The organism is Gracilimonas amylolytica, assembly GCF_002911695.1.
GTDB classification, from domain to species: domain Bacteria; phylum Bacteroidota; class Rhodothermia; order Balneolales; family Balneolaceae; genus Gracilimonas; species Gracilimonas amylolytica.
In genome coordinates, this window is record NZ_PQBS01000005.1 from 62,237 (window position 1) to 77,628 (window position 15,392).

At 44.5% G+C, this 15,392-nt stretch carries 13 protein-coding genes and 1 tRNA gene; 4 read left to right on the forward strand and 10 right to left on the reverse strand.

Going from position 1 to position 15,392, the window contains the following annotated elements:
- Positions 1 to 14: 14 nt before the first annotated feature.
- The 5 genes from ispG to C3B73_RS14040 all read right to left on the reverse strand — a co-directional run bounded on the left by ispG (position 15) and on the right by C3B73_RS14040 (position 4,291).
- Positions 15 to 1,235, reverse strand: a complete 1,221-nt coding sequence (ispG, locus tag C3B73_RS00615; RefSeq protein ID WP_103663694.1) for a flavodoxin-dependent (E)-4-hydroxy-3-methylbut-2-enyl-diphosphate synthase — start codon at positions 1,233 to 1,235, stop codon at positions 15 to 17.
- A complete protein-coding gene (locus C3B73_RS00620; RefSeq protein WP_232802881.1) occupies positions 1,235 to 2,152 on the reverse strand; it encodes a rhomboid family intramembrane serine protease in 918 nt (305 codons plus the stop codon). Before C3B73_RS00620 ends, ispG begins: the two co-directional genes overlap by 1 nt.
- Positions 2,145 to 2,777, reverse strand: a complete 633-nt coding sequence (locus C3B73_RS00625) for a rhomboid family intramembrane serine protease (protein WP_198597245.1) — start codon at positions 2,775 to 2,777, stop codon at positions 2,145 to 2,147. Before C3B73_RS00625 ends, C3B73_RS00620 begins: the two co-directional genes overlap by 8 nt.
- A gap of 11 nt (positions 2,778 to 2,788) precedes the next feature.
- Complete coding sequence (locus tag C3B73_RS14035; protein WP_232802884.1) at positions 2,789 to 3,409, reverse strand: phytoene desaturase family protein; 621 nt, start codon at positions 3,407 to 3,409, stop codon at positions 2,789 to 2,791.
- Between the two features lie 87 nt (positions 3,410 to 3,496).
- Complete coding sequence (locus C3B73_RS14040; protein ID WP_232802894.1) at positions 3,497 to 4,291, reverse strand: phytoene desaturase family protein; 795 nt, start codon at positions 4,289 to 4,291, stop codon at positions 3,497 to 3,499.
- A 568-nt stretch (positions 4,292 to 4,859) separates the two neighbouring features.
- Here C3B73_RS14040 and C3B73_RS00635 point away from each other — a divergent pair.
- Entirely contained in the window at positions 4,860 to 5,432 is a 573-nt protein-coding gene (locus tag C3B73_RS00635) for a pentapeptide repeat-containing protein (protein WP_103663695.1), read from the forward strand.
- A gap of 448 nt (positions 5,433 to 5,880) precedes the next feature.
- Here C3B73_RS00635 and polA read toward each other — a convergent pair whose 3' ends face one another.
- Positions 5,881 to 8,634 (reverse strand): DNA polymerase I, encoded by a 2,754-nt coding sequence (gene polA / locus C3B73_RS00640; RefSeq protein WP_103663696.1) that lies wholly within the window; start codon positions 8,632 to 8,634, stop codon positions 5,881 to 5,883.
- Between the two features lie 142 nt (positions 8,635 to 8,776).
- On the opposite strand from polA, the gene add reads away from it, so the two are divergent.
- Positions 8,777 to 9,769 carry an adenosine deaminase gene (add, locus tag C3B73_RS00645; protein WP_103663697.1) on the forward strand — a complete coding sequence of 331 codons (993 nt, stop codon included), beginning with the start codon at positions 8,777 to 8,779 and terminating at the stop codon, positions 9,767 to 9,769.
- Between the two features lie 32 nt (positions 9,770 to 9,801).
- On the opposite strand, the gene ychF is transcribed toward add, so the two are convergent.
- The 3 genes from ychF to nusB are packed head-to-tail and all read right to left on the reverse strand — an operon-like array spanning position 9,802 to position 12,059.
- Positions 9,802 to 10,896, reverse strand: coding sequence for a redox-regulated ATPase YchF (gene ychF, locus C3B73_RS00650; RefSeq protein WP_103663698.1), 1,095 nt, complete (start codon positions 10,894 to 10,896; stop codon positions 9,802 to 9,804).
- A 14-nt stretch (positions 10,897 to 10,910) separates the two neighbouring features.
- Positions 10,911 to 11,588, reverse strand: a complete 678-nt coding sequence (locus C3B73_RS00655) for a metallophosphoesterase family protein (protein ID WP_103663699.1) — start codon at positions 11,586 to 11,588, stop codon at positions 10,911 to 10,913.
- Positions 11,589 to 12,059 (reverse strand): transcription antitermination factor NusB, encoded by a 471-nt coding sequence (nusB, locus tag C3B73_RS00660; RefSeq protein WP_103663700.1) that lies wholly within the window; start codon positions 12,057 to 12,059, stop codon positions 11,589 to 11,591.
- A gap of 502 nt (positions 12,060 to 12,561) precedes the next feature.
- Between nusB and C3B73_RS00670 the strand changes: the two genes are divergently transcribed.
- Together C3B73_RS00670 and C3B73_RS00675 are read left to right on the forward strand one after the other, a co-directional pair.
- Entirely contained in the window at positions 12,562 to 12,936 is a 375-nt protein-coding gene (locus C3B73_RS00670; RefSeq protein ID WP_103663702.1) for a four helix bundle protein, read from the forward strand.
- Between the two features lie 169 nt (positions 12,937 to 13,105).
- Positions 13,106 to 13,179, forward strand: a tRNA-Val gene (locus C3B73_RS00675).
- A 24-nt stretch (positions 13,180 to 13,203) separates the two neighbouring features.
- Here the strand turns inward: C3B73_RS00675 and C3B73_RS00680 are convergent.
- Complete coding sequence (locus C3B73_RS00680) at positions 13,204 to 15,366, reverse strand: PAS domain S-box protein (protein ID WP_103663703.1); 2,163 nt, start codon at positions 15,364 to 15,366, stop codon at positions 13,204 to 13,206.
- Positions 15,367 to 15,392: the final 26 nt, after the last annotated feature.

The window sequence follows — 15,392 nt, forward strand, 5'->3', positions numbered from 1 at the left end:
TTCTTTTATTTTCTTTAAACCTTGGAACCGTAGGTGTCCTTGATGTAATTATTTAGAATGGTTCTGAATTCTTCCCCAATATTGTCTCCCTTGAGAGTGGTAGCGTGCTCACCATCTATGTAAACCGGGGCTTTGGGTTCCTCGAAGGTTCCGGGCAATGAGATCCCGATATTGGCATTGCGCGATTCTCCCGGTCCGTTAACCACACACCCCATCACGGCAACATCCATCTCCTCTACCCCGGGATATGCCTTTCTCCATATCGGCATGGATTCCACTATGTATTCCTGTATGTCCTGAGCCAGTTCCTGAAAATAGGTGCTTTTGGTTCTTCCACACCCCGGACAGGCTGTAACTTGTGGGATAAAGCTTCGAATTTTAAGTGACTGTAAAATTTGTTGAGCTACCTGTACTTCCAGGGCACGATCTGCTCCCGGTTCTGGAGTCAGCGAAACCCGAATGGTGTCACCTATTCCTTGCTGCAGGATCACCGCCAGGGCTGACGCACTCGCCACCATTCCTTTCATCCCCATGCCTGCTTCCGTAAGTCCAACGTGCAATGGGTAGTCAACTTCCTCCGCAATGCGTTCATAGACCGTTACCACATCCTGCACACCCGACATCTTACAGCTGATGATGATCTTATTGGAAGCCAGTCCAACCTCTTCAGCCAGTTTAGAGGACCGTTTGGCACTTTCAACCATGGTATCCAGCATGACTTCCTTGGCCGATTTTGGCTTCTTTAAGTCATTATTGGCGTCCATTTTCTGTGCCAGTAACTGTTGATCCAAAGACCCCCAGTTCACCCCGATCCTTACCGGTTTGTCGTACTTGATGGCCTGCTCCACAATAGTGGCAAAATTCTCATCACGGGTCTTTGTTCCGGTATTACCGGGATTGATCCTGAACTTGGCCAGTGCCTCTGCCATATCAGGGTATTTGGTCAGTAGTTTATGTCCATTGTAATGAAAATCACCGATCACCGGAACCGTGATGCCCCGGTTCAACAGTTTCTCTTTGATATGAGGAACCGCTTTGGCAGCTTCATCATTATTTACCGTGATACGAACCAGCTCTGAACCTGCCCGATATAGATGTTCGATCTGATCGGCGGTATCATCAATATCTGCAGTATCGGTATTGGTCATGGACTGAACCGCGATCGGGGCTGCGCCACCTACCGGCACATTCCCAACCATCACCTGAATAGATTTTCGCCTCTTGATCTCTGCCATTATTGGTCTTTTTTACTCAGTTCAAACAATTTCTTCTTCTCTTCTTTAGAAAGGGCATCGTATCCTTTTTTGGAGATCTTCTCAAGAATGGCATCCAGTTCAGTTTGATCCACTTCTTCCACGATCTCCGCATCCTGAACAATATGCATGTTCTTATTTCGGCTCTTACTCCCCTTACCGGAGCCCTTTGGTTTCACCTTTCCAAACAAGTATTCAAAATACCGAATGATCATGCTCAGGTCGGTTCCGTTTTGATGAGCTTTCATCAAAAGATAGCCTCCTAAAGCACCTCCAATATGAACGAGTCGGGCAATTCCATCTCCGGCTCCCACAAATAAAATGTCGATAGCGATCCACCCTGCCACAAAATACCGGGCTTCGATCGGCGGAAATAGGAACAGCATGATCGGGGCTTTGGGATAAAGCATGGCAAAGGCCACCAGCATACCGGTAACAGCACCCGAAGCTCCTATTACCAACGCATTTCCAAATGCCAGGGCCAGAGCGGCATCAAGTAAGGCACCCAAAATTCCGGCTCCAAAATAGATCACCGTAAATGTACGAGGACCCACGGTTTCTTCCACAGCTCTCCCCATCCACCAGAGCCATAACATATTGAACAGAATATGCAGGAAGCCCCCATGAAGAAACATATAGGTTAAGAGACGCCAGGGCTGGGTCAGGAATGTTGGAAAAGCTGGATCAAAACCAAGATTGTTTACCAGCCAGGTATTGAAGGTCTGCCCTCCAAATATCTGAAGTATAAATACAATGACATTGGCCAGAATGATGGTACGAATAGCCACCGGCATCCGCATGAATCCGTATTTGATCCCTCCCCAAAATGAATCGAAGGGCATCTGGTTGCGCATGTTTCCGCCACCACCAAAATTGAAAGAACCTCGTCCTCTATCCATAGTAATCAGGTTTCTTTAAACCCCAGAGTTTGATCAGCGCATATCCAACCACCAGGCCACCCAGGTGAGCAAAGTGAGCAATGCCACTGTTTGGCTGAGCAATACCGCTGAATAACTCAAAGGCTCCATAGATCATCACAAAATACTTGGCTTTGATCGGGATCGGGGGTATCAGCAGCATAATATAGCGATCCGGAAACATCATCCCGAACGCTAAAAGAATGCCAAATACTGCACCTGATGCCCCAAGGGTGTAAGTAAAATAACCGCCCAGGAACATATGGATCACAGCGGCTCCAATACCTGTGAGCATATAGTAAAGTAAAAACCGCTTGGAACCCCACAGGTTTTCTATGGCCTGACCAAAGATCCAGAGTGCGAATAGGTTAAAGAAAATATGTGTGAGATCGGCATGCAGGAACATGTATGTAACCAGCTGCCAGGGCATAAATCCCTCCCCCAGTGGATTCAGTACAAGGTATGGGGCTATCTCAGCTCCAATGGGTGTCCAGCCGGCTCCAAACACCTGCTTGGTCAGCAGAAACGCTAAACCGTTGATGATCAATAAATTTTTTATAACCGGGGGAAATAAAGTAAATCGGGTATTAGGTGAAAAATTATCCAAAAATATCTGCTTTAATGATGATTCTTTTTGATGCGAGAATATACGTTGATCCCACTCAAAGTTACGCCCGGAATTCCTTGTCCGGGAAAGGTCGTATCTCCGCAAAGATACAAACCTTTGAACGGAGTTTCGTTAGGTGTCCACTTGAGCAAGCTTCGTGCCATACTCTGAGGAATCCCCCCTACTCTGCCCTTTTTTCGGTACACCCAGTTTTCCCAGGTTACCGGAGTGGCCGTATGTATGACGTCAATTTGTGCGCGGGAAAACCCGGGGAGCTTACTCCGAAGAGTGTCAACGATAAAACCCTGAACCTGTTGTTTGGCTGTGTCATAATCGCCATTCAGTGAATACCAGTACTCAGGCGAGGCATGCGTTGAAACATTCAAGGTTCTCATTCCTGCTTTGGTTCGCCGACTGTCTCCGGGTTTAGACATCGAAACAAAAATGGAATCGGAGTTAGTGTAAGGCACGGTTTCTCCATTTTTCAAATGGATCTGATTATGCAACGGCAGGTCGGCCGGATACACATCATCTGTGGCTATACCTAAAGTGATAGCGCCCCAGGCCTTATTAAAATCTTTAGCTTCAGACTTGAAATACGCTTTCATCTCGCCTTCTGTAATATCCTGCATGTTCCAGACCGGGATGTTTGATACTACGATCGGAGCCTGATAAGTGAAAGATTCGTTGCGTTTATTTTTGGTATGTACCTTGAATCCCTAATCATTTTTTTTGATCTGCTCAACCCCTTCCTTGGTATGTAGAGCACCGCCTCTCTCCTGAATAAAAGACCGAATGGTATTGATCATCTCAAGTAATCCGCCCGGCACATAATAATTGGAATAATTGGTATAGGTGGTTCCGGCCGCTCCAAATAAAAATGATGTCTCCTCTGACTTAGCCTGAGCGGTGATCATCAATTGTTCGTCCACAAATCGTTTGAATTTCGGGGTATCCACTCCAAACTTCTTCATTACAGAGTGAACCGATCTTAGAGCATATTTTAACACCCATACATCCAAAGGACTGTTATTAATGGCTAAGTATCCCCATTCACTAAATTTCAAAGGGGGAAAGATTGGGTTATTCAGGGATACCTTCCACACCAGGTCTGCTACTTTGAATGCCTCAGTCCAGAAGGCTTTTTGTGCACTCTCATTTCCGAATATACGAGTACATTCCTGAATCCACTGCTCTCTGTTCTTGTAGCGGGTGATCTTCTCCCCGTCGATCCATACAGCCATACTTGGAGTGATCTCCTCACGAGGAATTTCAATGCCGGTTTCCTGTTCCAGCTTCCATAACGGCTGATGTTTATCAAATCCAATGAGCGTGGTGGCTCCGGATTCAAATACATGTCCCCTCCTGAAATATGAGGATGAACCCCCCCCGGGAGCATGCGCTTTTTCCAGGATCAGAACCTTATATCCATCCTTAGCGAGCATGGCTCCGGTACTCATTCCGCCCATACCCGAGCCGATGATAATAGCGTCGTAGTCTTTGTTTATTTTCATGTGGGTGTAACATCAGATCGCTGCCTAAATGTTCCAATGCAATGGAACGCGGATGACACCGATCCGGCGGATGGTCACTGGTATAACATTCATATCAATCCGCTCCGACCTGTCTGCTGACAAAGGCAGGCGCAGTGCGTCTGAGCGATGGAGAAATTTTTATTATGATTTTCATACTCGTTACGGTGCTCTGCTCCGGAATGCCCTATCGAGGCTCTGCCTCACCATACTGAAAACAAGAAGTAGAGCCTCCACCATACATACTGCAGCAAAACGGAGGAACGAAACCAACACTTATCCATCATTCGGCTCAGTTTAATTAGGTAAACCAACGAAGCTTCAAAACAAGCCGGGTGATGGATGGATCCAGTCATTGCACCCTAACTTCTTCCAGATAAATAATTCACCAAGATCCCTTCCATCACCCCGTTTCTCTCCTACTAAAACCTAAAGCTCGAATCATTGGAAACGGAATGATGGAGTCACTAGCCCAATAATTTACCTGCCCATATCTATTTACCTCCAACAAATTCCATGCGTATATTCTTGCTCATAAAATTATGTTCGAATGAATAAACCCTACTTTTTCGAAGAAACCTACACCGGTATCGATTTTTCCAAAGATCCATTTGAGACCGGTGATTACGAGCTCTGCCGATTTGTTAACTGCCAATTCCCAAAATCCGAGCTTTCAGAGTCGTCTTTCATTGAGTGCAGATTTGAAGGATGCGATCTCTCTATGGCAAAACTTTATGGTACTGCGATCAGAGATTGCGTGTTCAGTGAGTGCAAGTTGATCGGACTGCAGTTTGATACCTGTAATGATTTCTCATTCTCTGCCGAATTTCATTCCTGTAATCTGAATCTTTCCTCTATTTTCGGGGTCAAGTTGCACAACGCTACCTTCATTGACTGCAGTTTACAAGAGGTTGATTTCACTCAAGCTGATCTAAAGGAAACACACTTCGAAAACTGCGACCTTACCAAGGCCACTTTTTCTGCTACATCATTGCAAAAGGCGGATCTCTCTACCTCCTATAATTACTCCATTGATCCGGAGATGAATACTATTGAGGGTGCCAAATTTTCGCTGCAGGGACTTCCGGGTTTATTGGATAAGTACGGCATTGTTGTTACATAACCCCTTTCCGCTCCGACCTGTCTGCCGACTAGGCAGGCGCAGAGCGTCTAAGCAAGGGAGAATTTGTCTTATGGTCATATTCATACTCGTTCCGGTGCTCTGCTCCGGAATGCCTTGTGGAGGCTCTGCCTCACCTTACTGAAAACAAGCAGTAGAGCCACCACCATGCGTTCCGCTGCAGAACGAGACCAACAGTCATCCACCCTTCGGCTCAGCTTAATTAGGAAAAACAACGAAGCTTCAAAACGAGCCGGTGATGAATGGATCCAGAAATTGCATCCTACTTTTTCCAGGTAGATTAATCACCAAGATCCCTCTCCATCACCTCGTCTTCTCCTATCAAAACCTAAAGGTCAGTAAGTTGAAAACGGAATGATGGAAACCCTGAGGCAAACACTGCTCACTGCTCACTGCTCACTGCTCACTGCTCACTGCTCACTGTTCACTATTAATGCGCTTCCAGCCAGTTATCAGCAATACCTGCTTCCACTTTAAGGGGAACATCCAACTCCACAGCATGTTCCATAATCTCTGTGATCTTATCCGGTACTTCATCCATCTCACTTTCGTGGATCTCGAAAATGAGTTCATCATGCACCTGTAGCAGCATGCGGCTTTTTTTATCGTTTTCGATCAGCCAGTGATGGATCTCGATCATAGCCAGTTTGATGATATCAGCAGCCGTTCCCTGAATGGGCATGTTAATGGCCGTACGCTCCGCAAACCCGCGCACATTCCAGTTGCTCGCTTTTATGTCCGGGATGTACCTGCGGCGACCCAGCATTGTTTTAACGTAGCCACGCTCGCGTGCAAATTCTTTAGTGTCGTTGATGTACTTCAGGATATTTGGAAACCGCTCAAAATATTGATCGATCATCTGCTTCCCTTCATCGTTTTCAATGCCCAAACGTGATGCGAGTCCGTAAGCACTCACACCATAAGGAATGCCAAAATTCACTTCCTTAGCCTTTCTTCGCTGATCAGGGGTCACGTCATCCAGCGACTCCAGATCGAAAACCTCTTTGGCTGTTCTGGCATGTATATCCTCATCATTTTTAAAGGCTTCGATCATGGCTTTATCTTCCGAGATATGAGCAATAACCCGTAATTCAACCTGTGAGTAGTCAGCTGACATTAGCCTAAAACCATCTTCAGCTACAAAGGCCTTCCTGATCTCGCGACCTCTTTTAGTTCTTATCGGGATATTCTGAAGGTTGGGATTCGAGGAACTGAGTCGCCCCGTAGCAGCCACACTTTGATTAAATTCAGTATGTACGCGTCCGGTTTCCTCAACCACCAGATCCGGAAGGGCATCCACATAGGTGGATTTTAATTTAGTCAGCTGTCGGTAATCCAGAATCAGGCTCGGCATCTCATATTTTGGAGCGAGATTTGTAAGCACAGATTCCGCCGTAGAGTATTGTCCGGTTTTGGTCTTTTTGCCGGCAGGCAGGCCCATTTTATCGAACAAGATAGTGCCCAGTTGTTGAGGGGAATTAATATTGAACTCCTCTCCTGCCTTGTCATAGATCTGCTCTTCAAGCTCTTTCAGATCCTTCTCTAATTCATCAGAAAAAGTATTAAGCATCTCAGTATCCAGCCTGATGCCCTTCAATTCCATATCAGCCAGGACTTCCATCAGCGGGAAATCAACTTTATAAGCGATCTCCAGCAGTTCATCATTTTTGAGTCGTTCATTCAGGATCTCATACAATCTTAGAGTGATATCGGCATCCTCGCAGGCATAGAGATAGACATCCTCAACCTTCAGATCTGCCATCGACTTCTGCTTCTTCCCTTTCCCGATCAGATCCTCGATGGGAACCGGCTTATAATTCAACAAGCTTTTCGATAACTCATCCATCTTGAGACGCTGATTCGCATCGATCAAATAAGCAGCTATCATGGTGTCAAATGCATTGCCCTTCACCTCCAAACCGGCTCGTTTAAGGATCATGAAGTCAAATTTGTAATTATGGGCGATCTTCAGAATGTGATCATTTTCAAACAAAGGTCTCAGTGCCTCAGCAACCTCATTCTCATCTAAACCTCCCTCAACATTCACCGGAATGTAGTAAGCCGTACCCGGTGTCGCTGTCAGCGATATGCCAACCATAGAAGCTGTTACCGGATCAGCACTGTCCGTCTCTGTATCAAAACAAAAGTGTTCCTCATCTTTATATTCATCCACTAATCCCTTCACCTTATCGATGGTGTCGAGCAAAACGTAATTCACCTTTTCCTCATCCAGTTCCTGCTTGGGGGCTTCTTCTTTAAAGGAACCGAACAGGTCTACCTGATCTCCTTCCTTGTTGGCAACCGGACCTTCTTCGCCCAGGTATTTTTTAGTCAGAGTCCGGAATTCCATGCGCTTGAAGAAAAGTCCCAATTGTTTCTTATCGGGGCCTGTCCATTCAAGCTCTTCCCATTCCACGGTATCCGGCACATCGGTCTTGATCGTGACCATTTCCTTAGCATGAAGTGCCTGATCTCCAAATTCAGTCAATCCCTCACGCGCACGTTTTCCTTTGATATTTGGGGCATCTTCAATGGCCGCCTCAAGCGAACCGTATTTTTTGATGAGTTTAGGAGCCCCCTTTTTTCCAATTCCGGGCACCCCGGGAATATTATCGGCAGAGTCTCCGATCATTGCCAACACATCGATTACTTGCTCAGGATACACCCCAAAATAATCCTTCACCCCTTCCCGGTCGATGATATCAAATCCACCGTTGTTGTTATCCGGCTTCATCATGTGGATGTGATCATGCACCAGCTGCATGAAATCCTTATCCGGTGTCACCATCATCACGTCTACATCATCCGCATTGGCTCCGTTAGCTATGGTCCCAATGATATCATCGGCTTCATAACCGTCCTGTTCCAGATTTTGAATTCCCCAGGCTTCCACCATTTCCTTAATGAGTGGGATCCCGATCTTCAGTTCCTCCGGTTGTGGCGGACGGTGAGCTTTATATTCCTCATCTTTCTCATGGCGGAAGGTCGGCGCATGCGTATCCCAGGCAACCGCAATATGGGTGGGTTCTTTCTCGTCCAGCATCTTTTGAAGCGTATTGGCAAACCCCAACACCGGTCCGGTTGGGATTCCCTCAGAATTCTTTAGGCGGCTGTTGATAAATGCAAAGTGTGCCCGGTAGGCAAGCGCCATACCATCCAGTAAATAAAGCAGTTTTTTCGACATGAATTTGGTTAAGTTTAGAGCCTTAATTTTCTACAGGAAACTAATTTTTTTTGACCCGAATTACGAATGAAGATTCGAACTTGATCAAACTCCGCAGGGGTAATTCATGAAATACCCCTACGGAGTTTCGAAATAAATTTATATGAACATCCAAGAACTCCCGAAAATTGAATTGCACCTCCATCTTGATTGCTCCTTGAGCTTTGAGGTTGTAAGAAAACTACGTCCTGAAACAACACAGGAAGATTATGAACGGGATTTCATCGCTCCTGAGAATTGTGCCAGCCTGGAAGAGTACCTTAAATGCGCGGCGGCTCCCATTGCCATTATGCAAACCGCAGAACAGCTCGAAGCCGTAACCCTTGATCTCTTTCAGCAACTAAAAGAGGATCATGTGATCTATGCTGAGATACGGTTTGCTCCTCTTCAGCATCTTGAACAAGGACTTTCACCTGAAGAGGTCGTAGATATTGTAGATCAGACTACGTCAAAAGGCATTAAAAAATCAGGGGTTGAAGCCCGTATAATCCTGTGCACCCTGCGACATTTTTCGGAAGAGCAAAGCCTTCAAACGGTTAAACTGGTTGAACAATTCAAGGGTACCAATGTGACCGGATTTGATATTGCTGCCGATGAAACCCTTCCCATCGATAACCACGTCAAAGCCTTTGAGTACGCCCGGAAGCACCATATACCATGTACAGCGCACGCCGGTGAGGCTCGTGGACCTGAAAGTGTCAAGGAAACAATGCAACATTTCCATCCTTCGCGCATTGGTCATGGGGTCAGAAGTATCGAGGATCGTGCTTTACTGAACGATCTGAAAGAAAAGAATATCCATCTTGAAGTATGCCCTACCAGTAATGTTCAAACCGGTATTTACGATGCAGTTGCTCACCACCGCATCAATGATATTTACAATAATGGAAACTCATTGAGTGTGAATACAGACGGACGAGCCATCTCAAACGTGAACCTTACCGAGGAATACGAAAAGCTAAACAAACACTTTGACTGGCAAAAGGAGCAGTTCCTGAAGGTCAACCATTACGCCATTGATGCAGCGTTTTGTGATGAAGACACAAAAGAAAAATTACGCGAGAAATTATCTAATGGGTTTAAAATAAGTCAGTAAGGGCGTATTGTGATACGCCTCTTCTGGTATATTTAAACATTGAACCTGAACAGCAGCACATCCCCGTCTTTCACCACGTAATCCTTTCCTTCCTGACGCATTTTTCCGGCATCTCGGGCAGCTTTCTCTGACCCCAGTTCTTCATAATCTGAAAAGGCAATGGTCTCGGCCCGGATAAATCCTTTCTCAAAATCAGTATGAATAACACCGGCTGCCTGCGGGGCTTTGGTACCTTCCTTAATGGTCCAGGCGCGAGCTTCTTTAGGTCCGGCCGTGAAATAGGTGATCAATCCAAGTTCCCTGAAAGCGGCTTTTATAAGTCTGTCCAGACCGGCACTTTCAACCCCCAGTTCTTCCAGAAACATTTCTTTCTCGTCTTCATCCAGTTCTGCGATCTCAGCTTCTATCTTCGCACAGAACATCACAACTTCGTCATCGTGTTTAGAAGCGATCTTTTTGACGGTATTTACATACTCATTACCTGATTCCAGATCAGATTCTCCCACATTACAGGCATATAGCACCTGCTTGGCAGAAAGCAAAAACAGATCTTTGTAAGCCTCTCTTTCTTCCTTAGAGACTTCAAAAGTTCGAGCTGAATTTCCTTCTCCTAAATGATCCGCCAGTCGCTGAACCACTTCCAATTGTGCTACGATCTTTCTGTCGCCGCTTTTGGCTTCTTTCTTGAGTTTTTCCACTCTCTTTTCAACGCTATCAAGGTCTTTAAGGATCAGCTCTTCCTCAATGATGGCAATGTCCCTTTCCGGATCCACACTGCCCTCAACATGAATGATATCATCGTCATCAAAACAACGCACCACGTGCAGGATCAGATCCACTTCACGAATATGAGATAAGAACGCATTCCCCTTGCCTTTACCTTCTGAGGCGCCTTTTACCAATCCGGCAATATCCACAAACTCAATGCTGGCCGGTAACACATTCTGGGATTCCGCCAGTTCTGCCAATTTATGAAGCCTTTCATCCGGCACCGGTACCATGCCCACATTGGGATCGATGGTGCAAAAAGGAAAGTTAGCAGATTCAGCGCCTGCATTACTCAGGGCATTAAATAGGGTTGATTTACCAACGTTGGGCAAGCCAACAATTCCACATCTTAAACTCATGAATTAACTCTGTTTTAAACGTCTAAACTATATTGTTGAAATATCTTTTGATCTGGAAGTAAGATCGCGGTCAGCTTACCAAATCCGGGGCGATCGTACACACAACCGGTATCAATTCCGATCATATTATCTTTGATTATGGGTTCTTTGACCGGTGTATGGCCAAACACCACCGTTTTCTCCCAAAGGTTTCTGGTCGAGTAGATATGATCTCTCTGCCACAAAAATTGTTCTCTTTCAAACTCACTATCCAGGTTTTCCTGAATGGTCATATCCGGTGAAATGCCTGCATGCACAAAGAAATAATCTTCTGTTTCCCAGTAGATCTGTGTGTCATTAAAGAAATCATAGTGGGCTTTAGGTAAATCAAATTGATCCGGAGTTGAATCGTAATCCTTCAGGGTCGTATCCCCTCCATTACTCAACCAAAGATCCCACTCGTTGTTTTCATAGGCATCCAGCAGCATTTGATCATGATTCCCTCTCAGAAATATACAATCGTGATACTGATCGAATTCCAGCAGCTGATCTACCACTTTTTTTGAATTGGAACCACGATCGGTATAGTCTCCCAGAAACACATAGAACACATGGTTTCCGAACTCGGATTCGAGTTTTTCCAGAAGTGCTTCACTGGTTTTGGCACAACCGTGAATATCCCCGATCACAATTATCTTTTTGTCTTTTTGCATTTACTGTGAACCCAACGTTTTTTGAATCAGTCCTCGTCCTTTTTTATTAATACGTCCTGATTCATTAAGGTCGGTCAACGCTGCATCCAAAATTCCGTTAATAAAGCGACCCGATTTTGCCGTTGAGTATCGTTTGGAGATCTCAATGGCTTCGTTTATGCTAACTTTGGTTGGGATCTCCTCAAAATACAACAGCTCACAAATAGCCATTTTAAGTATTAGCCGGTCTATGAGAGCTAATCTTTGGATATCCCAGTTTTTAATATGTTCTACTATGACTTCGTCGAGCTCCTCTTCATGCTCCAGGGTTCTGAAAAAGAGTTTCTCGGCGAACCTACGCAGCTCCTTGTCTTTTGCAAATTCTTCTTTTTTAATGAGCGTATCCACTATATGCTGAGTCGTATCTTTGCTCAGCTGGTAAGCGTAAATTGCTTTGAGAACAGTTTCTCTAACTTGTCTGCGTTTTATCATGCCAAATAACTAGTCTTAATGAGCGCCAAAGATACGGGTTTGTTTAAACAATTGTGTAGCCTGCCGTAAAATTTTAGCTCTCTCTAATAATTACAGAGATTCGATCCATCGATGATACGCAGTTCAGTTCTTTTTGATCAACGATTCACCGAACGACCGATTTTCGACTATCCCTTATATCCGTGATGAATTCATTATTTACCTAAGGAATAGAACGCGAATAAAGCAGATCAGGCGGATGGTCGCAGAAAGTAGTACAAAGAGACTTGGCGCTTACCCCCTTTTGCCCTCGCTCCATACGCTCTGCGTTGGAGCGGTAATTGCATTACAATCTATTCCAACCTCCAAATCGGTGATTCGGTCTTTCGGTCCATCGTTGGTTCGCAGTTCAATAACTGATTTACGATTAACCGATAGACCGAGCTGCAATGGACCGATTTTTCTTTGTAAGGAATGCTTTTGAAACTGCTCTAACATTTCAGATCATAACTAACAAACGAGTATGAATAAAGTAGACCTGGAAAACAGATTGATCAAATTTTCTGTTCTCATCATAAAAATTCTTGATGATATTCCTTCAACTAAGGCTGGCAATCATCTATCTGGACAACTAGTAAGAAGCGGAACATCACCTGCTTTAAATTATGGGGAAGCAAGAAGTGCTGAATCTCTAAAAGATTTTATACACAAGTTACAAGTCATCCTAAAAGAGCTAAGGGAATCTTTTGTATGTCTAAGAATTATTCACCACTCAAAGTTATACACAACTGATCAATACCTATTGGAAGGTTTAAAAGAAAGCAATGAACTGATCTCAATTTTTGTAAAAAGCGTTCAGACTTCCAGAAAAAAGCTACACCAGAATATAAATCGGTGAATCGGTCTTTCGGTCCATCGTTGGTTCGCAGTTCAATAACTGATTTACGATTAACCGATAGACCGATCTGCGATGAACCGAATCTGGCTCCACTATTAAAAACTCAAAAACTTTCGTTGTAATACTCCCGAAAAGGTGCCTATATTTGAGGCTCTTTATTTTAAGAAATGCGTCCTTAGCTCAGTTGGTTAGAGCGTTGCATTGACATTGCAGAGGTCACTGGTTCGAATCCAGTAGGACGCACATTTTTTAGCTCCCTATCTTTTCTCAGACCGATTCTACTGCTTTAATCAATTTAGCTTTTTCCGGTCCATCAAATTTTTCGTTTTCTTTCTTTTCGAAGGTAAACCGGTAGCAGGTTCCATGACTTGTATCAAGTTCGTAGGTAGCCCCCAGCTGTTTGGATAAGGTCTTGATCAGTGTCATCCCCATTGAGTTTTCAATATCAACTTCCTGTTCTTCAGGCATGCCCACTCCATTATCACACATTTCAAAAAAGATGCGTGAGTTTTCTTTTCTTAGCTTGATCCGTATCTGACCCTCGTAAATACCTTCAAACGCGTGTTTCATGCTATTGGTAAGGATCTCATTCAGGATCAATCCACACGGAATAGCCTGTATGATAGGGAGTTTCACATCTTCCACATCAAGTGTTATATCAATTTGCTTGTCTTTATGACAGAGGGTTTGATAGATCACCTCACTCAATTCTTCAAAATACTGGCTGAGATCCACTTCAGAAAAATCCTCACTCTTGTATAGCTTTTCATGCACCAGGGCAATAGAATTAACTCGCATCTGACTTTCTCTAAGGATCCGGCGGGCTGAATCATTCTCAGCTGAATAGGTTTGAAGCTCAAGCAAACCGGTGATCACAGCCAGATTATTCTTCACACGATGATGGATCTCTGCCAGCAGCATTTCCTTTTCACGCAGCGACTCATAGATCTTATTCTCAGCCTCGATCCGGTCGGTGATGTCAACATACAGACCGTAAATTCCTACGATCTTTCGCTCGACAACCACCGGCACAACATAAATGATCACATCGATGATCGTGCCATCTTTCCGGATCCTTTTTTGAACCACCTGTTTTACTTTCTCGCTCTCACTTAACTGAATAGCCAGTTCATGCTCGTTCTCCGGCACGATCATTTTATCCAATTCAAGTCCTTTGAGTTCGGCTTCACGATATCCGAACAACTGCTCAAATCCATCATTTACCATCTCGACTTCACGGTGTTCATTCAGCAATGCGATACCGATCGGACTTGAATTGAAGAGCTTGCTTAATAAGCCCTCCCTTTGCTTGAGTTCTTCTTCTGATCTCTTCCGTTCAGTGACGTCACTTTCAATGATGATAAGCACCTCTTCACCAAAATAATTTCCGGTGCTAACCTGGAACTCAGTAGGAAATACTTCGCCGCTTTTCTTCTTGCCCCAGCCCTCGAATTTTTCGGTAAAGCCTGCTTCAGCATTCTTTTTGATCTCAATAAAACGATCTGCATCATATTTACCGGGTGCGGTCAGGATCTGATAGTGTTTTCCTACAACTTCACTGCGTTTGTAGCCAAAGGTACGCTCAAGGCCTTCATTCACCTCAATTATGTGAGCATCTTTATTTAACAGGTAAATGGCGTCACTGATAGAATTGAACAGATCTTCATAGCTCATCATACCCCGCTTGGTCTCCAGCAGGGCTTCCTCCCTGTCAGTCACATCATGCGTCAATGAGTACACCGATACTAAATTTCCATCATTATCGAAGAGCAGCGAATTATACCATTCACAATAAACAACTTTGCCGTTCTTGGTAACATTTCTGTTGATCACCTTGAACTCTTTTGCCCCTTCCTCCAACGTTTTATCGATCTGATGCTTTACGAACTCCAGGTCATCTTTATGGATGAACCGTTCGATCATGGACTTTTCATTCAAAGCTTCTTCCGAGGAATATCCAAACAATTCCTCAGCCTTTTTAGACCAGCGGGTGATGCTCATATCCCGGCTCCATTCGATCTCGGCCAGGGGAAAATTATTGAAGCTGATCTGACTGGAAAGCAATTTACCCTTCAGGATCTTTTTGGTCACAACATTGGTCACGTTGTGTGCTATCACCAGTTTTGAAGGCACCCCGGTGTAGTTGATCATATGAGCTGAAAGCTGAAAGAATTTCACCTCTCCGCTCTCACATTCAATTCGCCAGATGTCGTTTGAACCCAACTTTTTCTGAGCGTTGGCACTCAGCGATAGTCCAGCTACATCCGCTTTAGAAGCTATCTTATGTATCTTTTTTCCAACCAGATATTTTTTAGAGAAACCTAAAAGATCAGTTGCTGCTTTGTTTACATCCAAGATCTTTAACGAAACCTGTTCGCAGATGAACATGGGTTGTGCGTCAAAGAAACTTACATCGGAGTTAAAAATCATGAAGTTTCAGTACTACCATATCTTAG